This window comes from Streptomyces sp. NPDC104814 (genome assembly GCF_055583185.1).
This window is the reverse complement of sequence record NZ_JBVJOL010000018.1, coordinates 44849-66078: the sequence shown is the minus strand read 5'-3', so window position 1 is coordinate 66078 and position 21230 is coordinate 44849. Positions and strand designations below refer to the sequence as shown.

Annotated in this window: 20 protein-coding genes; 11 read left to right on the top strand and 9 right to left on the bottom strand. The window is 72.2% G+C overall.

Annotated elements, in window-relative coordinates:
- Positions 1-243 precede the first annotated feature (243 nt).
- The 5 genes from ACZ64A_RS36135 to folE all read left to right on the top strand — a co-directional run bounded on the left by ACZ64A_RS36135 (position 244) and on the right by folE (position 6198).
- Positions 244-1377, top strand: a complete 1134-nt coding sequence (locus tag ACZ64A_RS36135) for a zinc-dependent metalloprotease (protein ID WP_469816183.1) — start codon at positions 244-246, stop codon at positions 1375-1377.
- Positions 1378-1569: 192 nt separating this feature from the next.
- The gene (gene tilS / locus ACZ64A_RS36130; RefSeq protein ID WP_469816181.1) at positions 1570-2610 is read left to right on the top strand and encodes a tRNA lysidine(34) synthetase TilS; all 1041 of its coding nucleotides are present in this window, start codon (positions 1570-1572) and stop codon (positions 2608-2610) included.
- A 65-nt stretch (positions 2611-2675) separates the two neighbouring features.
- Positions 2676-3236, top strand: coding sequence for a hypoxanthine phosphoribosyltransferase (hpt, locus tag ACZ64A_RS36125; protein WP_030342680.1), 561 nt, complete (start codon positions 2676-2678; stop codon positions 3234-3236).
- Between the two features lie 183 nt (positions 3237-3419).
- Positions 3420-5459, top strand: coding sequence for an ATP-dependent zinc metalloprotease FtsH (gene ftsH / locus ACZ64A_RS36120; protein ID WP_469816265.1), 2040 nt, complete (start codon positions 3420-3422; stop codon positions 5457-5459).
- Between the two features lie 133 nt (positions 5460-5592).
- Positions 5593-6198, top strand: a complete 606-nt coding sequence (gene folE, locus ACZ64A_RS36115; RefSeq protein ID WP_469816180.1) for a GTP cyclohydrolase I FolE — start codon at positions 5593-5595, stop codon at positions 6196-6198.
- A gap of 54 nt (positions 6199-6252) precedes the next feature.
- On the opposite strand, the gene ACZ64A_RS36110 is transcribed toward folE, so the two are convergent.
- The 6 genes from ACZ64A_RS36110 to ACZ64A_RS36085 form a co-directional block, all read right to left on the bottom strand.
- On the bottom strand, positions 6253-6741 hold the full coding sequence (locus ACZ64A_RS36110; protein WP_469816178.1) for a DUF3180 domain-containing protein: 489 nt from the start codon (positions 6739-6741) through the stop codon (positions 6253-6255).
- 85 nt (positions 6742-6826) lie between these two features.
- Positions 6827-7438 carry a 2-amino-4-hydroxy-6-hydroxymethyldihydropteridine diphosphokinase gene (gene folK, locus ACZ64A_RS36105; protein WP_361633795.1) on the bottom strand — a complete coding sequence of 204 codons (612 nt, stop codon included), beginning with the start codon at positions 7436-7438 and terminating at the stop codon, positions 6827-6829.
- On the bottom strand, positions 7435-7794 hold the full coding sequence (gene folB / locus ACZ64A_RS36100) for a dihydroneopterin aldolase (protein WP_469816176.1): 360 nt from the start codon (positions 7792-7794) through the stop codon (positions 7435-7437). Before folB ends, folK begins: the two co-directional genes overlap by 4 nt.
- Positions 7795-8052: 258 nt before the next feature.
- Positions 8053-8556 carry a nuclear transport factor 2 family protein gene (locus tag ACZ64A_RS36095; RefSeq protein ID WP_469816174.1) on the bottom strand — a complete coding sequence of 168 codons (504 nt, stop codon included), beginning with the start codon at positions 8554-8556 and terminating at the stop codon, positions 8053-8055.
- Complete coding sequence (folP, locus tag ACZ64A_RS36090) at positions 8553-9413, bottom strand: dihydropteroate synthase (RefSeq protein ID WP_469816172.1); 861 nt, start codon at positions 9411-9413, stop codon at positions 8553-8555. The genes ACZ64A_RS36095 and folP overlap by 4 nt, the downstream gene beginning before the upstream one ends.
- Positions 9414-9590: 177 nt before the next feature.
- The gene (locus ACZ64A_RS36085) at positions 9591-11402 is read right to left on the bottom strand and encodes a phosphatidylglycerol lysyltransferase domain-containing protein (protein WP_469816170.1); all 1812 of its coding nucleotides are present in this window, start codon (positions 11400-11402) and stop codon (positions 9591-9593) included.
- 234 nt (positions 11403-11636) lie between these two features.
- On the opposite strand from ACZ64A_RS36085, the gene ACZ64A_RS36080 reads away from it, so the two are divergent.
- Positions 11637-12764, top strand: a complete 1128-nt coding sequence (locus tag ACZ64A_RS36080; protein WP_469816168.1) for an alpha/beta hydrolase — start codon at positions 11637-11639, stop codon at positions 12762-12764.
- A 123-nt stretch (positions 12765-12887) separates the two neighbouring features.
- Positions 12888-13892: a hypothetical protein gene (locus ACZ64A_RS36075; protein ID WP_469816166.1), complete on the top strand. Its 1005-nt coding sequence runs from the start codon at positions 12888-12890 to the stop codon at positions 13890-13892.
- Between the two features lie 315 nt (positions 13893-14207).
- Here ACZ64A_RS36075 and ACZ64A_RS36070 read toward each other — a convergent pair whose 3' ends face one another.
- Complete coding sequence (locus tag ACZ64A_RS36070; protein ID WP_469816263.1) at positions 14208-15521, bottom strand: PH domain-containing protein; 1314 nt, start codon at positions 15519-15521, stop codon at positions 14208-14210.
- A gap of 71 nt (positions 15522-15592) precedes the next feature.
- Positions 15593-16132, bottom strand: coding sequence for a PH domain-containing protein (locus ACZ64A_RS36065; RefSeq protein ID WP_469816165.1), 540 nt, complete (start codon positions 16130-16132; stop codon positions 15593-15595).
- A 31-nt stretch (positions 16133-16163) separates the two neighbouring features.
- On the opposite strand from ACZ64A_RS36065, the gene ACZ64A_RS36060 reads away from it, so the two are divergent.
- Positions 16164-17315 carry an NADH-quinone oxidoreductase subunit D gene (locus tag ACZ64A_RS36060; protein WP_469816163.1) on the top strand — a complete coding sequence of 384 codons (1152 nt, stop codon included), beginning with the start codon at positions 16164-16166 and terminating at the stop codon, positions 17313-17315.
- Between the two features lie 46 nt (positions 17316-17361).
- On the opposite strand, the gene ACZ64A_RS36055 is transcribed toward ACZ64A_RS36060, so the two are convergent.
- Entirely contained in the window at positions 17362-18375 is a 1014-nt protein-coding gene (locus ACZ64A_RS36055) for an SAM-dependent methyltransferase (RefSeq protein WP_469816161.1), read from the bottom strand.
- A gap of 118 nt (positions 18376-18493) precedes the next feature.
- On the opposite strand from ACZ64A_RS36055, the gene ACZ64A_RS36050 reads away from it, so the two are divergent.
- The 3 genes from ACZ64A_RS36050 to ACZ64A_RS36040 all read left to right on the top strand — a co-directional run bounded on the left by ACZ64A_RS36050 (position 18494) and on the right by ACZ64A_RS36040 (position 21216).
- Positions 18494-19696 carry a sensor histidine kinase gene (locus ACZ64A_RS36050; protein ID WP_469816160.1) on the top strand — a complete coding sequence of 401 codons (1203 nt, stop codon included), beginning with the start codon at positions 18494-18496 and terminating at the stop codon, positions 19694-19696.
- A 32-nt stretch (positions 19697-19728) separates the two neighbouring features.
- Entirely contained in the window at positions 19729-20400 is a 672-nt protein-coding gene (locus tag ACZ64A_RS36045; protein WP_469816158.1) for a response regulator, read from the top strand.
- Between the two features lie 183 nt (positions 20401-20583).
- Positions 20584-21216: an AAA family ATPase gene (locus ACZ64A_RS36040; protein WP_469816157.1), complete on the top strand. Its 633-nt coding sequence runs from the start codon at positions 20584-20586 to the stop codon at positions 21214-21216.
- Positions 21217-21230 lie beyond the last annotated feature (14 nt).

The window sequence follows — 21230 nt, the reverse complement described above, 5'->3', positions numbered from 1 at the left end:
CGGCGGGACCGCGCCACCGGCCGTGGCGGTCGCCGTGGCGGGGGCCGACCGACGGTCGCCGCGCGGGCCGGCGGCCGGTCGTGGCGGTCGCCGTGCCGGGGGCCCGGCCGAGGGGTGGCCGCGCGGGGCGGTGCCGGGCCGGCCCGCCTCCTCGGAGGACCGCTCCGGCACCCCGGGGACACCCCCTGCGTCACCCGCGTCCACGGCCTGCCCCAAGCGGGAACGCTCACGTACGGTTGACACATGACGAGCATCGGTGGTGCCGCATCTGCTGGGATGATCGACTGGAATCTCGCGGTCGCGACCGCGACCCGGCTCGTACGGCCGGGCCCCGAAGTCAGCCGCGAGGAGGCCCGTGACGTCGTCACGGAACTGCGCCGCCACGCCAAGGCCTCGGAGGAACACGTCCGGGGCTTCACTCGTATGGGGACCGGCGAGATCCACGACACCCCCGTCCTCGTCGTCGACCGCCCCGGCTGGGTGAAGGCGAACGTCGCCGGCTTCCGCGAGATCCTCAAGCCGCTGCTGCAGAAGATGCAGGAGCGCCGCGGCAGCACCCCCGGCGGTCAGGTCCTCGGCGCCGTCGGCGGCAAGGTCACCGGCGTCGAACTGGGCATGCTGCTGTCCTTCCTCGCGTCCCGCGTCCTCGGCCAGTACGAGACGTTCGCCCCCGCCACCCGGGAGCTCCCGGCCGGTGAGCACGGCGGCGGCCGCCTGCTGCTCGTCGCCCCCAACATCGTCCACGTCGAGCGCGAACTCGACGTCCAGCCGCACGACTTCCGGCTGTGGGTGTGCCTGCACGAGGAGACGCACCGCACGCAGTTCAGCGCCGTGCCGTGGCTGCGCGACCACCTGGAGGGCGAGATCCAGTCGTTCCTCGCCGAGACCGACGTCGACCCCATGACCATCCTGGAGCGCGTCCGGGAAGCCGCCCAGTCGCTGGCCGGCGGCCGTCCCGAGGGCGAGGAGGACGACGGCGGCCGCTCCCTCGTGGAGATCGTCCAGACCCCCGCCCAGCGGGAGATCCTCGGCCGCCTCACCGCCGTGATGAGCCTGCTGGAGGGACACGCCGACTTCGTGATGGACGGCGTCGGCCCCTCCGTGGTGCCCTCCGTCGCCGAGATCCGCGAGAAGTTCCAGCAGCGCCGCGCCAAGGGCGCCTCCCGCCTGGACCTCGCCCTGCGCAAACTGCTCGGCCTGGACGCCAAGCTGCGGCAGTACCGGGACGGCGAGCGCTTCGTGCGCGCCGTCGTCGACGAGGTCGGCATGGACGGCTTCAACCGTGTGTGGACCTCCCCGAACACACTCCCGACCAAGGCGGAGATCTCCAAACCGGCGGACTGGGTCGCGCGGGTGCACCGCAGGCCCGAGGCGTGAACGGCGGACCACCGTGGTGAACGCGATCCGGCCGACGGCAGGAGAACGCCCCCGCAATCACCCGTCCGAGGGACCGTGAGCCGTGGACAGGCGTGCAATGCTCGGGTCACCGCCCGTTTCTGTCACCATCTACACACTCTGAGTGACCGACTCGGGTTCACCCCCCGACGAGCCTTCTGAAGGGAACCGGACATGGGTCCCCATCCTGCGGTCGCGGCGATACGCCTGGCGGTCCGCCGCGTCCTCCACGACATCCTCACCGAACAGCACGCCTCACCGGCCACCGCCTCCGCCGGGACCGCCCTCCTCGAGCGCCCGCCCGCGCCGCTCGTGCTCGTGGCCTGCTCCGGCGGCGCCGACTCCATGGCGCTCGCCTCCGCCCTCGCCTTCGAGGCCCCCCGCCTCGGGATCCGCGCCGGCGGCATCACCGTCGACCACGGCCTGCAGCCCGGCTCCGACCTGCGCGCCGCCGAGGTCGTCCTGCGCCTGACCGACCTCGGCCTCGCACCCGTGGAGTCCACCGCCGTCACCGTCGGCCGTGACGGAGGCCCCGAGGCCGCCGCCCGCGACGCCCGGTACGCCGCCCTGGACGCCGCCGCCGAACGCCACGGCGCCTCCGCGATCCTGCTCGGCCACACCCGCGACGACCAGGCCGAGACCGTCCTGCTCGGTCTCGCCCGCGGCTCGGGCATCCGCTCCCTGTCGGGCATGGCCGCGGTCTCGGGGGCCGGCGGCCGTTACCGGCGGCCCTTCCTCCAGCTCGACCGGCAGACCGCCCGCAAGGCCTGCATGGTCCAGTCCCTGCCCGTCTGGGACGACCCGCACAACGCCGACCCCGCCTACACCCGCTCCCGGCTGCGCCACGAGGGCCTGCCCGCCCTGGAGAAGGCCCTCGGCAAGGGCGTGGTCGAGGCCCTCGCCCGGACGGCCCAGCTCTCCCGTGACGACGCCGACGCCCTCGACGCCTGGGCCAGCCAGGCCGAGGCCGGGGTGCGCGACGCGGCCGGCCGGCTGGAGTGCGCCAAGCTCTACGCGCTCCCGCCCGCCGTACGCCGCCGGATCCTGCGCCGCGCCGCCATCGAGGCCGGTGCGCCGGCCGGTTCGCTGTTCGCCCGGCACATCGAGGAGATGGACCGGCTGATCACCGGCTGGCGGGGTCAGGGCGCCATCAATCTGCCCGGCAAAGTCGTCGCCCAGCGCCAGGGTGGCAGACTGGTGATTCGGCAAGGCTGAGTGCCGACCCCTTTCGCACCTGCGGCAGGGGCCGGACCGGCCGGTGGGACGACCGACCGAAAGTGATGCGGGTGGACGCGAAAGACATGGGTGCCGACCTTCAGCAGGTGCTCATCACCAAAGAAGAGATCGACGCGAAGCTGGCCGAGCTGGCCGCGAAGATCGACGCGGAGTACGCGGGCAAGGACCTGCTGATCGTCGGTGTGCTCAAGGGCGCCGTGATGGTCATGGCCGACCTGGCCCGGGCGCTGTCCACCCCCGTCACCATGGACTGGATGGCCGTCTCCTCCTACGGCGCCGGCACCCAGTCCTCCGGTGTCGTGCGGATCCTCAAGGACCTCGACACCGACATCAAGGGCCGGCACGTCCTGATCGTCGAGGACATCATCGACTCCGGGCTGACCCTGTCCTGGCTGATCAACAACCTCGGCTCGCGCGAGCCCGCCTCGCTGAAGGTGTGCACGCTGCTGCGCAAGCCGGACGCCGCGAAGGTCGCCATCGACGTGGAGTGGGTCGGCTTCGACATCCCCAACGAGTTCGTCGTCGGCTACGGCCTCGACTACGCCGAGAAGTACCGCAACCTGCCGTTCGTCGGTACGCTCGCGCCTCACGTCTACGGCGGCTAGCCCACCCGGGCACGGTCCCTGCGACGATCGGGAACCCCGGCGGGCCTCGCGCCGTTGGAGCATGCAGACGGGTTCGTCAGCGCTCCTGTGCGGCTTCGGACGCCAAGGCTGGGGTACCGTCAGAAGAACTGTCTTATCAAACTCACTATGGCAGGAGGGACGGGGCGGCACCGCTCCGTGTGGATGGACGTGAAGCGATACTTCCGTGGGCCGGTCATGTGGATCGTGCTGGCCGTCCTTGCCGTGGTCGTGTTGATGCAGGTCGTCGGCTCGTCCGGTGGCTACAAGACGGTGGACACCGGCCAGGTGGTCCAGGCCATCAACGACAACAAGGTCGAGCAGGCCAAGCTCACCACCGGCGACGAGCAGACCATCAAGGTCGAGCTCAAGGACGGCGTCAAGGTTCAGGGCAGCTCGAAGATCCAGGCCAGCTACATCGGCGACCAGGGCGTGACCATCGCCGGCACGCTGCAGACCAAGTACCAGGACAAGCAGATCCCGAAGGGCTACACGGTCTCGCCCTCGAAGCAGAACCCGTTCCTCGGGATCCTGCTCTCCCTGCTGCCCTTCGTCCTCATCGTCGTCGTGTTCCTGTTCCTGATGAATCAGATGCAGGGCGGCGGCAGCCGCGTGATGAACTTCGGCAAGTCCAAGGCCAAGCTCATCACCAAGGACACCCCCAAGACGACGTTCACCGATGTCGCCGGCTGCGACGAGGCCGTCGAGGAGCTCCAGGAGATCAAGGAGTTCCTCCAGGAGCCGGCCAAGTTCCAGGCCGTCGGCGCCAAGATCCCCAAGGGCGTCCTGCTCTACGGCCGCCCGGGTACGGGCAAGACACTGCTCGCACGCGCCGTCGCCGGCGAGGCGGGCGTGCCGTTCTACTCGATCTCCGGTTCCGACTTCGTCGAGATGTTCGTCGGTGTCGGTGCCTCCCGGGTCCGAGACCTGTTCGAGCAGGCCAAGGCGAACGCCCCGGCCATTGTCTTCGTCGACGAGATCGACGCGGTCGGCCGCCACCGCGGCGCCGGCCTCGGCGGTGGTCACGACGAGCGCGAGCAGACCCTGAACCAGCTGCTCGTCGAGATGGACGGCTTCGACGTGAAGGGCGGCGTCATCCTGATCGCCGCCACCAACCGGCCCGACATCCTCGACCCGGCGCTGCTGCGCCCCGGACGCTTCGACCGGCAGATCGCCGTCGACCCGCCGGACCTGCAGGGCCGTCTGGAGATCCTCAAGGTCCACCAGAAGGGCAAGCCGGTCGCCCCGGACGTCGACCTCTCGGCCGTCGCCCGGCGCACCCCCGGCATGACCGGTGCCGACCTCGCCAACGTGCTGAACGAGGCCGCGCTGCTCACGGCCCGCTCGAACCAGAAGCTGGTCGACAACAAGATGCTGGACGAGGCGATCGACCGCGTCGTCGCCGGCCCGCAGAAGCGGACCCGCATCATGTCGGACAAGGAGAAGAAGATCACCGCGTACCACGAGGGCGGTCACGCCCTGGTCGCGGCGGCCTCACCGAACTCCGACCCCGTCCACAAGATCACCATCCTGTCCCGCGGCCGTGCCCTGGGCTACACGATGGTGCTGCCGGACGAGGACAAGTACTCCACCACCCGCAACGAGATGCTCGACCAGCTCGCGTACATGCTGGGCGGTCGCGCGGCCGAGGAACTGGTCTTCCACGACCCGACCACGGGCGCCGCGAACGACATCGAGAAGGCCACCAACCTGGCCCGCGCGATGGTCACCCAGTACGGCATGACCGAGCGTCTCGGCGCGATCAAGTTCGGCGGCGACAACAGCGAGCCGTTCCTGGGCCGTGAGATGGCCCACCAGCGCGACTACTCCGAGGAGGTCGCCGCGCTGGTGGACGAGGAAGTCAAGAAGCTCATCGAGACCGCGCACAACGAGGCCTGGGAGATCCTGGTCGAGAACCGCGACGTGCTCGACAACCTCGTCCTGCAGCTGCTGGAGAAGGAGACGCTGGGCAAGGAGGAGATCGCCGAGATCTTCGCCCCCATCGTCAAGCGCCCGCCGCGGCCCGCCTGGACCGGTTCCTCCCGTCGTACGCCGTCCACCCGTCCGCCGGTGCTCTCCCCGAAGGAGCTCGCCCTGACGAACGGCGCCAACGGCGCGACGCCTGCGATCAGCACGGCCAAGTCGACGGCGGCGGACCCCGCCCCCGCGACCGAGCCGGCGCGGGAGGACCGCCCCGAGAGCTGAGCCGTTTCGGCCACCGGGCCGGAATGGATGCCGCGCCCCCCGGGTTCTAGCCTGGGGGGCGCGGCTTTGTCGTGACCGCGGTTCGAAGCACGTGGGCGTCCCACGTGTGACAGGTACAGGAACGAGGAACCAGATGACCGACCCCGTGACGCTGGACGGCGAGGGCACCATCGGCGAGTTCGACGAGAAGCGTGCCGAGAACGCCGTACGCGAACTCCTCATCGCGGTCGGCGAGGACCCGGACCGCGAGGGCCTGAGGGAGACGCCGGGGCGCGTGGCCCGGGCGTACAAGGAGATATTCGCGGGCCTGTGGCAGAAGCCCGAGGACGTCCTGACGACGACGTTCGACCTGGGCCACGACGAGATGGTGCTGGTGAAGGACATCGAGGTGTTCTCGACCTGTGAGCACCACCTCGTGCCGTTCCGGGGCGTCGCCCACGTCGGCTACATCCCGTCCACCAGCGGGAAGATCACCGGCCTGTCCAAGCTGGCGCGGCTCGTGGACGTGTATGCCCGCCGCCCCCAAGTGCAGGAACGGCTCACCACGCAGGTCGCGGACGCCCTGATGGAGATCCTGGAGCCCCGCGGGGTCATCGTCGTCATCGAGTGCGAGCACATGTGCATGTCGATGCGCGGCATCCGCAAGCCCGGCGCGAAGACCATTACGTCTGCCGTGCGCGGTCAGCTGCGGGACGCGGCGACCCGCAACGAGGCGATGAGCCTGATCATGGCCCACTGAAAGCGGCCTTTAAAAGCGGCTCACCCCGGCCCCGCGGGCTCGTACGGGGCGGTGTCACGCAGGGTGTGCCGCTCCGTTGTTGTTCTCGTCGTCGTCCTCGGGGAGCTTGCAGACGCGCTCCAGGAACATCGCGGCCGCTATCACGCCGATGCCCGCGACGACCGAGAAGCCGGCGTAGATGGCCTGGTCGCGGCGGGCCGGGATGTCGAGGAGTTCCAGCAGGAAGACGCCCGTGCCGCCGTACATGCCGGCGACGAGGGCGGCGACCAGCGCGCTGGCCTGGCCGAAGACGACCGCCCGGGCCGCCATCAGCGGGTCCACGCCCTTGGCGTCGGGGACGCGGTCGCGCTGGGCCTTGAGGCGGGCGCGCAGCGACAGCGCGGTCGCGAGCAGGACCACCCCGATCAGCGCGAGGACGATGGGGGCGGCCAGCGGGACGCTGGGCAGGGTCCCCACCGAGTTCCACAGGCGGGCGCCCGCCCAGGACAGGACCCCGGCTACGACGAACACACCGGCCAGCACCCTGATGCGCAGCTCTCTCACGGTGACCCTTCAGCTCCCCCGGACCGGGTGACGGGCGGCTCCCGTCCTGTGCGGCCGCGCACGCGGCCCGCCTCGACCTTAACGACTACTCGGGCAGGTGGAGTTCCAGGTCCTTGCGGGGCGCGACACCCTCTCGGGTGACGGTGTCCAGGAGCTGCCCGATCATGCCTCGGCCGGGCAGTTCGGCGTCGGGTTCGACGTCGTACCAGGGGGCGAGGACGAAGGCACGCTCGTGGGCGCGCGGGTGGGGGAGCGTGAGGTGCGGGTCCTCGGAGACCACACCGGCGTAGGCGACGATGTCGACGTCGAGGGTGCGGGCGCCCCAGCGCTCGGTGCGCACCCGGTGGAAGGCCTCCTCCACGGCGTGCGCCCGCTCCAGCAGGGAGGACGGGGGCAGGGTGGTCTTCACCAGCACGACGGCGTTGAAGTACGACGGCTGGCTGCCGGGGTCCACACCCCACGGCTCGGTCTCGTAGACCGGGGAGACGGCCTTGACGCGCACGCCCGGCGTGTCCTCCAGGGCGTCGATGGCGCCCTGGAGGGTCTCCAGCCGGTTGCCGAGGTTGGAGCCGAGGGCGATCACGGCCCGTTTCGGGTTCTGCAGCGTGGTGTCGGCGGCGTCGACCTGCTCGACGACGGAGGCGGGTACCGGCTGGACGGTCGGGTCGCTGTGACCCTTGGTGAAGGGTGCAGTCATACTCGGCTCCGGGTGATCGTGACGGTCACGTCGTCGAAGGGGACGGTGATCGGCGCGTCCGGCTTGTGGACGCACACCTCGACCTCCTTGACCCCCTCGTGCTTCAGACACACCTGGGCGATGCGCTCGGCGAGGGTCTCGATGAGGTTCACGGGCTCGCCCTCGACGGCGGCCACGACCTCCTCGGCCACGATGCCGTAGTGCACGGTCTTCGTCAGGTCGTCGTCCGCCGCGGCCGGCCGGGTGTCCAGACCGATCACCAGGTCCACGATGAAGGTCTGGCCCTCTTCGCGTTCCTTGGGGAACACACCGTGGTGCCCGCGGGCCTTCAGGCCGCGCAGCGCGACACGATCCACGCGAATCACTCCTGCAATCGTCGGGTGCGGCCGGTCCGTACCGCGTGCGGGCGGTGCGTCGGCCTCAGTCGAATCTACCTGCGGGCACCGACAGCGCCGGGCCACGGGGCGCCGGGCCGGCGCGGTTCGGGAAGGGTTCACCGCGTGTTTCCCCTGGGAAACCCGCTGGCTCACGGGCTGGTGGCCGCTTCGGCCCGGGCGCCCGTGATTCCAGCCACTTCTCGGCTCCGCGGGCGGTGTCGTGGATCACCTACCCACTCAGGAGGGCGACTCCTCGCTCTCGTCCTCGTCGTTTTCGGCCAGAACGGGCGAGGCGTGGTGCGACCAGAGCTTCCACCCCTCCGGCGTGCGCCGGTACACGTTGGTGGCGACCACGAGCTGCCCGACGAGCGGTCCCAGCTCCTCGCCCTCGGTGGGGGCGGGGCCGCCGCTGAGGATGTTCTCGGTGCAGGTGACCACGGCCGTGTCCCCGGTCACCGAGACGTGGACGTCGGTGAGGAAGAACTGGATGTAGTCGGTGTTGGCCATGATCAGCGCATACGAGCGCAGGACCTCGCCGCGGCCGGTGAGCACGGGCCAGCCGGGGTGCACGCAGGAGACGACGCCGGCGTCGGCCGGGTCGTGGTAGGTCTCGTCGACGCCGAGGTCGGCCGGGGTGAGCCAGGCCGAGGCGACCTCTTCGAAGTCGCCCCGTTCCAGTGCCTCGTAGAAGGCCGTGTTGGCGGCCTCGACCTGTTCGACGTCGGTGTGCGGGGCGCTCACCGGGCTCCTTCGACGGCGCGGGCGACCCGTACCGCGTCCGCCGTGGCGCGGACCTCGTGCACGCGGACCGCCCAGGCGCCGGCGTGCGCGGCGAGCGCGGAGACGGCGGCCGTGGCGGCGTCGCGTTCCCGGGCGGGCGGGGGCGCGCCGTCGGGACCGGCCAGGATGCGGCCGAGGAACCGCTTGCGGGAGGCGGCGATGAGCAGCGGATGGCCGAGCGCGTGGAGCCGGTGGGCGTGGGCGAGCAGGGCGAGGTCGTGCTCGGCGTCCTTGGAGAAGCCGAGGCCCGGGTCGACGATGATCCGGTCGGGGGTGATGCCGCCGTCCAGGGCGGCCTGCACGCGCGCGTGGAGTTCGTCGCCGACCTCGGTGACGACGTCGGCGTAGTGGCCCGGGACGTTGCCGCCCTGCAGGAAGCCACGCCAGTGCATGACGACGAAGGGGGCGCCGGCGTCGGCGACGGCGGGGATCATCGCGGGGTCGGCCATGCCACCGCTGACGTCGTTGACGAGGGCGGCGCCGGCCGCGAGGGACCGGGCGGCGACCCGGGCGCGCATGGTGTCCACGGAGACGACGACGCCCTCGGAGGCGAGGCCGCGGACGACGGGGATGACCCGGCGCAGCTCCTCGTCCTCGTCGACGCGGGTGGCGCCGGGCCGGGTCGACTCGCCGCCGACGTCGACCAGGTCGGCGCCCTGGGCGACCAGGTCGAGGCCGTGCTTCACGGCGGCGGTCGTGTCGAACCAGCGGCCGCCGTCGGAGAAGGAGTCGGGGGTGACGTTGACGACACCCATGACCGCGCAGCGGTCCCAGTCGGGAAGGCCCGCGACGCGTCGGCGTCCGCAGTGGTTGCTCATATGTTCAGCGTAGGCCCCCCGTCGGGGCCGTATAGCCGTACGGCCCGGGCGCGGGTCCCGGTGCTGAGGGGACCCGCGCCCGGGCCGCTCGCCGTCCGCCGGGGCGCCTCGCGCGCGGGGCGCGGTGCCGTTGCCCACGCGCGCGTGGAGGGGCGCGCACCCCTCCCGGCGCAGGGGTCAGGCCGCGCGTACGTCGTGTTCGGCCACGCCGTGGGCGCACGGGCGCTGGGCGGCGCTGCGGCGGCGCAGGAAGCGCGGCAGCGGCGGCGCGAGGTTCACGAAGCCCTCGGCCTGCATGTAGGCGAAGCCGATGCGCGGCAGGTCGGCGGAGGCGCGGTAGACGATGAAGCGCGGCTCCCAGCGCGGCTGGAACTTGGCGTTGAACTTGTACAGGGACTCGATCTGGAACCAGCGCGAAAGGAAGATCAGCAGTCCGCGCCAGGTGCGCAGCACCGGGCCGGCGCCGAGTTTCTCGCCGCGCGCCAGCGCGGAGCGGAAGACGGCGAAGTTCAGCGAGATGCGCTCGATGCCGAGCTTCGGGGCGGCTTGCAGGGCGGCCACGATCAGCAGTTCGTTCATGCCGGGGTCGGCGCTGCGGTCGCGCCGCATCAGGTCCAGCGAGACGCCGTCGCTGCCCCAGGGCACGAAGTGCAGGATCGCCTTGAGATCGCCGTACGCGCCGGGTTCGTCGTCGGACTTGTGGGCGGTGGCGACCAGGCAGTCGGCGTCGGCGGGGTCGCCGAGGCGGCCCAGCGCCATGGAGAAACCGCGCTCGGTGTCGGTGCCGCGCCAGTCGTCGGCGGCGCGCCGGATGCGCTCCAGCTCGGCCTCGCCGAGGTCACCGATACGCCGGACCCGCGTCTCGTAACCGGCCCGCTCGATGCGCTTGACCATCTGGCGCACGTTGCGCATCGCACGGCCGGACAGGGAGAAATCCTTGACGTCCACCACCGCCTCGTCGCCCAGTTCGAGGGCGTCGAGGCCGGTCTCGCGGGTCCACACCTCGCCGCCGGTCTCGGAGCAGCCGACCACGGCGGGCGTCCAGGAGTGGGCCTTGGCCTCGTCCATGAAGCGCTCGATGGCGCCCGGCCAGGCCTCGACGTCGCCGATGGGGTCGCCGCTGGCGAGCATCACGCCGGAGACGACGCGGTAGGTGACGGCGGCCTTGCCGCTGGGGGAGAAGACGACGGCCTTGTCGCGGCGCAGCGCGAAGTGGCCGAGGGAGTCGCGGCCGCCGTGCTTGGCGAGCAGGTCCCGCAGCCGCGCCTCGTCGTCCTCGGTGAGCCGGGCGGCCGGGTGCTCGGGGCGGAAGGCCAGGTAGATGGTGGTGACGGCGGTCAGCCAGCCGAGCGCGCCGAGGGAGAAGGCGACGGTCCAGGAGGTGTTGCCCTGGTAGTCGACGGGGCCCTCGAAGCCGAACAGGCCGTAGAGCACGTGCGTGATCCGGTCGGCCAGGCTCGGGTCGCCGACCATCCGGTTCGGGTGGACGCTGACGATGATGAGGCCCAGCACGAGGGAACCGGCACTCATGAGGACGAAGTTGGCCAGGGCCCGCCAGCGGCTGCGTGGGTCGGGCAGAGCCGTGAACTGGTCGCGGTGCAGGATCAGCGGCGCGAGCAGCGCCGCGGAGATCAGCACCCCGATGACCGAGTGCCGGTACACGAACTGGGCCACCGCGCCCACCGGCAGCAGGACGACGGCGGCGCGCCAGGCGCGGCGCTTGCCGCGCTTGAGACCGTGGGCGAGCAGCAGCAGCAGGATTCCGTCGGCCAGCGAGACCGCGGCCGCGAACGGCCCGAACGATCCGGGCAGCACCTCGGCGATCGCGTGCATACGGCTGTGCCTGAACCGCGGGAAGACCCCCGCGGCGATGTCCAGGACACCCACGAGCGCGGCCGCTCTGCCGACGAGGACCGGACTGGCCTCGGGGCGCGGGCCGCGCACGAAGCGCCGCACCCGGCTTGATCGGCTCGGAACCCCGTCCGACATTTCCCCATCTTCCCTGACAGACATCGCATCCCGTAGTTCTGCGAGAGACCTTGAACCCGGTGCCGTATCGGGCATCCGGCGACATTGCGTCCTCTAGGACGGTGTCCAGGGGAGAGAGGTTCACTCGCCCCGACAAAGCCGGTTCAAAGGCCGAGGAAAGTCCGGGGCAAGCCTTCGCGGAGGAAGCGGGGAGATGCGCCGGTCCCGGATGGAAAGCGCAGGCAGGAACACCCCATGGGTCTCACGAGCAAGAAGGTGCTGTTGCTGGCGATCGTGGTCGCCGCGGTGCTGTTCGTCGGCACGGTGTGGCTGTGGCCGCGACTGTCACGCCGCAACTGGCGCGCGATCGCCGGGCGGGTCGGGCTGCTGCTCGTCACGCAGGTGACGCTGTTCGCGTGCGTGGGGCTCGCGGCGAACCGTTCCTTCGGCTTCTACGCCAGCTGGGCCGACCTCTTCGGGCAGGAGAACGGCGCGGGCGTGGTCGTCGATCACAACGCGCACGGCCCCGACGGGGGCCCGCTCCAGGTGCTCGACACCCGCAAGGTGAGCAAGGCGGGCGGGGGCCGGCCGGAGATCGGCGGGCAGATCCAGAAGGTCGCCATCACGGGCTCCACGACCCACATCGCCACGCCCGCGTTCGTCTACCTGCCGCCGGAGTACTTCCAGAAGCAGTACGCCAAGCGCACGTTCCCCGCGGCCGTCGTACTGACCGGGTACCCGGGGACGGCCGAGGCGCTGGTGGACAAGCTGCACTACCCGCGCACCGCGCGCGATCTCGCCGGGCGGGGCCGGATGCAGCCGATGATCCTGGTGATGATGCGCCCGACGGTCGCGCCCCCGCGCGACACCGAGTGCGTGGACGTGCCCGGCGGCCCGCAGACGGAGACGTTCTTCGCCAAGGACCTGCCGCAGGCGGTGTCGGCGCACTACCGGGTGGGCCGCGGCGCCGGCTCCTGGGGCGTCATTGGCGACTCCACCGGCGGCTACTGCGCGCTGAAGTTCGCCCTGCACCACCCGTCCGCGTACGCGGCGGCCGTGGGCCTGTCCCCCTATTACAAGGCGCCCGTCGACCCGACGACGGGCGACCTCTTCCACGGGGACAAGCAGCTGCGCAACCGCGCCGACCTGATGTGGTACCTCAAGCACATGCCGGCGTCCGACACCTCGCTGCTCGTCACCAGCAGCAAGGTGGGCGAGAACAACTACAAGAGCACGACGAAGTTCATCGACGCGGTGAAGGCGACCGGTACGACCCGTATCTCGTCCATCATCCTCGACAGCGGCGGGCACAACTTCAACACCTGGCGGCGCGAGATCCCCGAGTCGCTGGCGTGGCTGAGCGGCCGGCTGACGGCGGGCTGACCTGGGCCGACCGCAGGCCTTGTGCCCCTTGGCTTTTGCTGATGCTCCGTGAACCTTTGCGGATGGCTTTGTTTTTACGGCCCGGGGCTTCACGAGCCGCCTACGCGCGGTAAGTTTCTGGCCATGCCACGTGGACGTCACCGTCATTCCCCGCCCTTGCACAGGGTGCTGCCACCGTCGGCGATCGCAGGCGTCTCGGTCGTCTGCGCCCTAGGCCCCTGGGTGTCCACGGACGCCCTGGTGCTGCGGGTCCTGGCCGGGGCGGGTGCGGTGACGGCGGTCCTCGGCGCGTTCGTCATGCGGCGCTGGGACATCCAGGCGGGCAAGCAGGTGGCCGACCTCACGCGCGCGCGTGCCAGCGACGAGTGGCGCTTCGAGGAGCGGGTCGCCGAACTGGAGACGGACCTGGAGGAGTCGCGCGAGCTGCGCGCCAAGCTCGAGCAGCGGCTGCGGGCCAAGCGCAGCGAACTGGCGGGCCTGCGCAACGAACACGCGGCCCTGCTGCGCCGCTACGCAACGGCCGAGACGGAACGGGCCAGCGCCCTGGAGGGCCGCCGCCTGCTCGAACTCGAGGCCCCGGTACGGGCGCTGCCGCCGGCGCCCTCGAAGACCGACGCGGCGCCCGCGGACAAGCCGGTGAGCCCGGCCCCTGCGGCCTTCTCCCGGGAGGGCGCGCGCCTGTTCCAGGCGGCGAACGCGGCGCTGGTCCGCCTCGCCACCGGCGCCGAGCGGGAGGACGAGGCGGCGGGGAAGCCCGGGGCGGCCGACGCGCAGGAGCACGCGGCCGCCGCCGGCGAGACGCCGGAGAGCCAGGGCGGCGGGCACTTCGCCGTGCCGACCGCCGTGGCCGTCGTACCGCCCGCACCGCCGGTACGGCGTCCCGTGACCGACGGCGACTTCGACTTCTTCGGTACGAAGGCGTCCCCGACGCCGGCGGCCCTGGAAGCCGTCCAGAACGAGGACCTCGCGGACGTCGTCGGCCAGGAGGCGCTCGCGCTGCACAAGGCGGAGTCCGGCTTCAAGCCGGCCGACGAGACCACACCCCGCGCGGGCCAGGTCATCGACCTGACGGCCCACGACGAAACAGAGCAGATCGACGTGCAGAGCCTGCGCAGCGCAGCGTCCTGACTCCGTCGGTCTGTCGGGCGGGGTGCGGGTGCGCCTGCACTTTCCGGTGCGTCTGCGGGTGCTTGGGTGGTTGCTCGCGCAGTTCCCCGCGTCCCTTTGGTGCCTGCGGCGGCCCGTTGCGGTTGCGTCGTGGCGTGCGTAGCGCCTACTGGCTGTTTCTGGGGCGGGGCCGGGGTGGGGGGTGTGGGGCGGAGGGTCCGTTCAGGGCGGGCGGCAACCGCAGTCACCTAGGGGCGCGGGGAACTGCGCGACCAGCCACAGTGCACCCACAGCCGACAACGCACCCCTCGCGCCGCAGGCACCCGGCGTCGCAGGCTAGGTCATCCAGCGGTCCGCCCGTGCGGCGCGACGTCCCGTCCGGGACCGCTCCGCCTGCCCCCGCAGCAACTCCGCCGCCTCCGCCGCGCCCCGCAACCGAGCCGTGACCGTCTTGTCGGCCCCCGTGTCCACATGCACGTCGGCCAGCCCCCACAGCCGCTCCCACGGCCCCTGGGTGATCCGCACGCTCTGCACCTTGGCGTGCGGCACGAGCGCGAGACGCCGCCGCAGCAACCCGTGCCGCGCGGCGAACACCTCCTCGCCGACCGCGAGCCCGTACCCCCGCCACCACACCGGCACGCACCACCCGGCCCGCCGTCCCGGCCGCGACAGCGACGACATCGCCGGCACGGCCACCCCCGGCAGGACGCGCGCGACGACCGCCTCGGCGACCTCCCGCGGAGCGACCGGCACGAGCACGGAGTTGGACGACCCGGCCACGTCCAGTTCGACCCGTACCCACCCCTGCCGGCGCCACAGCAGCGGCTGCACGATCCGCACCGTCTGCACCCGCCCCGGCGGCACCGTCTCATGGACGCGGTCCAGCAGCCCCCGGTCGATGCGCAGCCCGTCCGGTGACTCGCCGACCGTCCAGTCGTACTCCGCGACGAACCGCCCCACGCTGCTCGCCCCCGCCGTGCCGAGCAGCGGCACCGCGGTCCCGAGGACCGTCCACAGGCTGTGGGTGACCAGCCAGAGCACCGGCGGGACGACGAGCGCGGCGACCAGCGAACCCCACGTGGCGCCCGTCAGCGCCAGGGACAGCGCGAGCATCCGCGGCGGCACACGCAGCACCTCGCGGGCGGGCGCCTCGCCGACCTCGTGCGCCGTCTCGGGTGCGAACCCGGCGGCGCGCGCGAGGAGTTCCGCGCGCAGCGCACGCGCCTCGCGCTCACCGAGGAACGCCAGTTCGTCCTTCTTCTCCGCGCCGACCACGTCGAGCCGCAGCTTCGCCACCCCCGCGATCCGGGCGAGCAGCGGCTGCGTGACGTCGATCGCCTGGATGCGTTCCAGCCGGATGTGCGCGCTGCGGCGGAACATCAGCCCGGTGCGGATGCGCAACTCCGTGTCGGTCACCGCGTAGTGGGTGAACCACCAGGTCAGGAAGCCGTACAGGGCGGCCGCCGGGACGAGGACGGCGAGCGCGAGCAGCAGCGTCGTGGTGGTCAGCCGGGCCAGCTGCCGCTGCGCCTGGTCGGGGTCGTGCACCGCCCAGCCCGCGATCACCGCGATCGGCGCCCACGCCCGCCGCAACGGCGTCACCGGATGCAGCCGCCGCTCCACGACACCCGGCTCCCCGCCGGCCGCCACGACACCCGGCTCCCCGCCGGCACCGGCGACGGCCGGCTCCGTGCCCGCGCCGCCGGCGGGCCCGCCCGCCGTCACAGCCCGGCCGATCGGGCCTCGCCCAGCTCGGTGAGCCGGTCGCGCAGCCGTTCCGCCTCGGCCGGGTCCAGGCCGGGGATGGTCGCGTCGGTCGCCGCGGCCGCCGTGTGCAACTGCACGCTGGCCAGCCCGAAGTACCGCTCGACGGGACCGGAGGTGACCTCCACCAACTGCATCCGTCCGTACGGCACGACGGTCTCCTCGCGCCACAGCACACCCCGGCTGATCAGCAGGTCGTCGGCGCGCTCGGCGTACCGCCAGGACCGCCAGTTGCGGCCGAGCAGCACCCAGCCCCACGCCGCCAGGGCGACGGGCAGCGCCGCGAAGGACGCCCAGGCCGGCCCGACCAGCAGCCCGAGCAGCAGTCCGCCGGCCAGGGCGATCACCCCCAGCCACACCACCAGCAACAGCCGCCGCATCCGCAGCAGCCCCGGCGGCAGCCCGGTCCACACCGGCTCCGCCCCCTGCACCGCCGCACCCGCGCTCGTCCCCGTGTCCGCCGCATCCCGCCGGTCGTGCGGGCTCCCCGTCTCCATGCGGCCAGGGTACGTAGGGGAGACTGTGTCCATGACTCCTACGACGGAGACCATGGTCGGGATCGGCGGTGCCGCGGAGAGCACCGACATGGTGCTCAACATCGGGCCTCAGCACCCGTCCACGCACGGCGTGCTGCGGCTGAAGCTCGTGCTGGACGGCGAGCGCATCATGCGCGCCGAGCCGGTGATCGGTTATATGCACCGCGGGGCGGAGAAGCTCTTCGAGGCGCGCGACTACCGCCAGATCATCGTGCTCGCCAACCGCCACGACTGGCTGTCCGCGTTCTCCAACGAGCTGGGCGTGGTCCTCGCCGTCGAGCGGATGCTCGGCATGGAGGTGCCCGAGCGCGCGGTGTGGACGCGCACGCTGCTCGCGGAGCTGAACCGGGTGCTCAACCACCTGATGTTCCTCGGCTCCTACCCGCTGGAGCTGGGCGGGATCACGCCGGTCTTCTACGCGTTCCGCGAGCGCGAGGTGCTGCAGAACGTCATGGAGGAGGTCTCCGGCGGGCGTATGCACTACATGTTCAACCGCGTCGGCGGCCTCAAGGAGGACCTGCCGGCCGGCTGGAGCGCACGCGCGCGTGAGGCCGTGGCCGCGGTGCGCTCCCGGATGGACGTCTTCGACGACCTGGTCCTCGGCAACGAGATCTTCCGCGGACGCACCCGGGACGTGGGCACGCTCGCGCCCGCGACGGTGCACGCGTACGGGGTGAGCGGCCCCATCGCGCGCGCCTCCGGCGTCGACTTCGACCTGCGCCGCGACGAGCCGTACCTGGCCTACGGGGAACTGCAGGACACGCTGAAGGTGGTCACCCGGACCGAGGGCGACTGCCTGGCCCGCTTCGAGTGCCTGCTGGAGCAGACGCACAACGCCCTCGACCTGGCCGACGCCTGCCTCGACCGGCTCGCCGAGCTGCCGCCGGGGCCGATCAACCAGCGGCTGCCGAAGGTCCTGAAGGCGCCCGAGGGGCACACGTACGCGTGGACCGAGAACCCGCTCGGGATCAACGGGTACTACCTGGTGAGCAAGGGGGAGAAGACCCCGTACCGGCTGAAGCTGCGCTCGGCGTCGTACAACAACATCCAGGCGCTGACCGAGCTGCTGCCGGGGACGCTGGTCGCGGACATGGTGGCGATCCTGGGGTCGATGTTCTTCGTGGTCGGCGACATCGACAAGTAGGTCACGCGGCGGGGGCGGCACCGCCCGGAGGGCACCGCCCGGCGGGTCACACGGCTGTGAGCGGGTCGGGGACGCCCACCGGCTGCAGCAGCCACCCGAAGTCGCCGAGGCCGCCCGGCGCGGTCAGCTCCCCGGCCTCACCGGCGCTCGCGAGGGCGCGTACATATGCGGCGGGGTCCGTGGAGGCGAGCGTGAGCGGGGGGCGTGCGCCGGTGATGCCGAGGGCGCGCAGGGCGTCGCGCTGGGGGAGGGTCCGCCCGCCCGGCAGGGCGCACGCGTCCAGCGCCACATGCGCCGTGATGTCGCACGATCCGTCCGGTACGGGCGTCGTCTCGCGTCCCTTGGCGAAGCCCGTCAGCGTGCCGAACAACGGCCGCGTCCGTGCCGTGTGCGCGTAGTCCACGGCCACCGCGAGCCCTCGTGCGACGCGGCCGGCCGCCATCGACCACGCCTCGTCGCGGGGCCACCCGATCTCCGCGCGCAGCCCCGGCTCCCCGGTCAGCGGCCACCAGCGCGCCAGCCATGCCGCGTCCCGGCCCGACACGGGCTCGCCGAGCCGCTCGGTGCCGTCGGGCCGCACCAGTACCAGCCGGGCGGTGCCCGACGGGTCCACCTCGGCGACGTCGACGGGGACGTTGTCCAGCCATTCGTTGGCGAGGAGCAGCCCGGTGATCTCCGGCGGCGGCTCGGTGAGCCACTCGATCCGGTGATCGAGTCCGGCGGGGCGGGCGGCGATCTCGACGGCGCACACGCGCGTGCGGGCGGCCACCTCGGCGGGCAGCGCGGCCAGCACCCCGGCGGCCAGCTCCCCGCGCCCCGCCGCCATGTCCACGAAGTCCAGCGCGGCGGGCCGGCCCAGGGCCTCGTCCACCCAAACCAGCAGCTCGGCCACGGCCCGTGCGAACAGCGGGGAGGCGTGCACCGACGTACGGAAGTGCCCGGCCGGGCCCTCCGGACGCCGGTAGAAACCGTGCGCGCCGTACAGCGCTTCCTCGGTCGCGGCCCGCCAGCCGCGCCAGCCGTCCGCGCCGTCCGTGCGGTCCGTCGTCTCCTCACCCACCCGCACAGACTAGGCGTACAGGTGATCGCGGCCTCCACCTTGGGGAGTAGGCTCACCGGGCGGGGATCGACCCTCCGGTTGACCCCTGCACCTATCTCGCTTGCCTACGCTGGGTTACGTGCAGCGCCTCTACGACTTCCTCCGCAGACACCCGACCGGGGTCGACGCCTTCTGGGCGCTCGTCCTGTGCGGGCTGTCGCTGATGGCCGCGGGGGCAGGCCAGGCGAACCGGGGCACCGGCTCGCCCGCGCTGATCGTGCCGGTGGTGCTGCTGCTGTGCCTGGTGGTCGCGCTGCGCCGGCGCATGCCGGAGAAGATGCTGCTGCTGGCCATCGCGCTCGGCGTGGTGCAGCTGGCGCTGGACGTCGACACCATGACCGCGGACTTCGCGATGCTGGTGATCACCTACACGGTCGCCGCGACCGGCGCCCGCTGGGCCTCCCGGCTCGCGCTGATCCTGGGCCTGGGCGCGGCCACCATGGCGCAGCTGCGCTGGCCCAGCGACGGCACGGGCCTGGCGGGCCACGCCGCGATAGTGATCTTCCAGACCGTGCCGTTCGCGCTGGCCTGGGTGCTGGGCGACTCGATACGCACCCGCCGCGCCTACTACGCCCAGCTGGAGGAGCGCGCCGCCCGTCTGGAGAAGGAGCGCGAGGCGCAGGCGAAGGTCGCGGTGGCCGCCGAGCGCGCCCGGATCGCGCGCGAGCTGCACGACGTGGTCGCGCACAACGTGTCCGTGATGGTGGTCCAGGCCGACGGCGCCGCCTATGTCCTGGACGCGGCCCCCGACCAGGCGAAGAAGGCCCTGGAGACGATCTCGTCCACCGGCCGGCAGGCCCTCGCCGAGATGCGCCGCCTGCTGGGCGTGCTGCGCACCGGCGAGCACCAGGAGGGCGGCGAGTACGTCCCGCAGCCCGACGTGGAGCAGATCGAGGACCTGGTCGAGCAGTGCCGGGGCTCCGGACTGCCCGTCGACTTCCGCGTCGAGGGCACGCCCCGCCCGCTGCCCAGCGGCGTCGAGCTGACCGCGTACCGGATCGTGCAGGAAGCGCTCACCAACACCCGCAAGCACGGCGGGCCGAACGCGGGCGCCAGTGTGCGCCTGGTGTACTTCGACGACGGGCTCGGCCTGCTCATCGAGGACGACGGCAAGGGCGCCCCGCACGAGTTGTACGAGGAGGGCGGCATCGACGGCCGGGGCCACGGCCTGATCGGCATGCGCGAGCGGGTCGGCATGGTCGGCGGCACCCTGGACGCCGGACCGCGCCCCGGCGGAGGATTCCGCATCAGCGCCCTCCTGCCGCTCAAGCCGGCCCACTGACCGACCCTGTGACTCCGAACGGAAGAGGCCCGATGACGATCCGCGTGATGCTCGTCGACGACCAGGTGCTGCTGCGCACCGGGTTCCGGATGGTGCTTGCCGCCCAGCCGGACATGGAGGTCGTCGCGGAGGCGGGCGACGGTGTCGAGGCCCTGCAGGTGCTGCGCTCGACGGCCGTCGACGTGGTCCTGATGGACGTGCGCATGCCGAAGCTGGACGGTGTGGAGACCACCCGGCGCATCTGCTCCGAGCCCGAGCCGCCCAAGGTGCTCATCCTGACCACCTTCGACCTGGACGAGTACGCCTTCTCCGGGCTGAAGGCGGGCGCCTCCGGTTTCATGCTCAAGGACGTGCCGCCCGGCGACCTGCTCGCCGCGATCCGGGCCGTGCACAGCGGTGACGCGGTCGTCGCGCCGTCCACCACGCGCCGGCTGCTGGACCGGTTCGCGCCGATGCTGCCGTCCGCCGGCCGGGAGCCGCAGGCCAAGGAACTGGAGCGGCTCACCGAGCGGGAGCGCGAGGTGATGGTGCTGGTCGCGCAAGGCCTGTCCAACGGCGAGATCGCCGCCCGGCTGGTGCTGTCGGAGGCGACCGTGAAGACCCATGTGGGCCGCATCCTGACCAAACTGGGGCTGCGCGACCGCGTGCAGGTGGTGGTCCTGGCGTACGAAACCGGGCTGGTACGGGCCGGCGGCCACGGCTGAGCGACGGGCACTGCTGACCGACGGACACGGCTGACCGACGGACACGGCTGACCGGCGGACACGACCGGCGGGCCGGCAGACGTGGCCGACCGGTGGGCCGGCAGATGTGGGCTGGCTGGCGGGCGGCCCGATCGGCAGAAGCGGTCGGTCACCGTGGGTGCGGCGCCGGTAGGGTGTCGGGCCATGCTCCTGTGGATCAACGGTCCCTTCGGTGGCGGCAAGACACAGACGGCTCATGAGATACGGCGACGGCTGCCCGGCAGCGTCATCTGCGACCCCGAGCACGCCGGGTTCGGCCTGCGCCGCATGCTGCCGCCCGGACTGCGCGGCGACTTCCAGGACTTGGCCTCCTGGCGGCAGGGCGTCGTGGAGGTGCTCGACCTCGCGCTGACCGAGCAGGAGGGCGTGGTGATCGTGCCCATGACGGTCACCGACTCCGGTCACTTCGCCGACACGGTCGGCCGGCTGCGCGAACTGGGCCATGACGTACGGCACTTCACCCTGCTCGCCGAGCGGGAGACCGTACTGAAGCGACTGCGCGAGCGCGGCTTCGGTCACCTCCTGGCGTTCGCCGGCGGCAAGAACGCCGGGCTGCGCCGCGAGAGCTGGGCGGTGCAGCAGCTCGACCACTGCCTGGAGCGCCTGCGGGAACCGGAGTTCGCGGAGCACCTGTGGACCGACCACACCACGGTGCCGAAGACGGCCGACCGCATCGCCGTCCTGGCCGGCCTGCGGCTGACCCCGAACTCCGACAGCCGACTGCGGACACGGCTGCGCCAGACGGCCGTGGGCCTGCGTCACATCCGCTTCGACTGAGGCGCCGACAGACC

Coding starts and splice junctions, on each gene's coding strand:
- ACZ64A_RS36135 (WP_469816183.1), top strand. CDS start 244: ATGACGAGCATCGGTGGTGCCGCATCTGCTGGGATGATCGACTGGAAT.
- tilS (WP_469816181.1), top strand. CDS start 1,570: ATGGGTCCCCATCCTGCGGTCGCGGCGATACGCCTGGCGGTCCGCCGC.
- hpt (WP_030342680.1), top strand. CDS start 2,676: ATGCGGGTGGACGCGAAAGACATGGGTGCCGACCTTCAGCAGGTGCTC.
- ftsH (WP_469816265.1), top strand. CDS start 3,420: ATGGACGTGAAGCGATACTTCCGTGGGCCGGTCATGTGGATCGTGCTG.
- folE (WP_469816180.1), top strand. CDS start 5,593: ATGACCGACCCCGTGACGCTGGACGGCGAGGGCACCATCGGCGAGTTC.
- folK (WP_361633795.1), bottom strand. CDS start 7,438: ATGACTGCACCCTTCACCAAGGGTCACAGCGACCCGACCGTCCAGCCG.
- folP (WP_469816172.1), bottom strand. CDS start 9,413: ATGAGCAACCACTGCGGACGCCGACGCGTCGCGGGCCTTCCCGACTGG.
- ACZ64A_RS36085 (WP_469816170.1), bottom strand. CDS start 11,402: ATGTCGGACGGGGTTCCGAGCCGATCAAGCCGGGTGCGGCGCTTCGTG.
- ACZ64A_RS36080 (WP_469816168.1), top strand. CDS start 11,637: ATGGGTCTCACGAGCAAGAAGGTGCTGTTGCTGGCGATCGTGGTCGCC.
- ACZ64A_RS36075 (WP_469816166.1), top strand. CDS start 12,888: ATGCCACGTGGACGTCACCGTCATTCCCCGCCCTTGCACAGGGTGCTG.
- ACZ64A_RS36065 (WP_469816165.1), bottom strand. CDS start 16,132: ATGGAGACGGGGAGCCCGCACGACCGGCGGGATGCGGCGGACACGGGG.
- ACZ64A_RS36060 (WP_469816163.1), top strand. CDS start 16,164: ATGACTCCTACGACGGAGACCATGGTCGGGATCGGCGGTGCCGCGGAG.
- ACZ64A_RS36045 (WP_469816158.1), top strand. CDS start 19,729: ATGACGATCCGCGTGATGCTCGTCGACGACCAGGTGCTGCTGCGCACC.
- ACZ64A_RS36040 (WP_469816157.1), top strand. CDS start 20,584: ATGCTCCTGTGGATCAACGGTCCCTTCGGTGGCGGCAAGACACAGACG.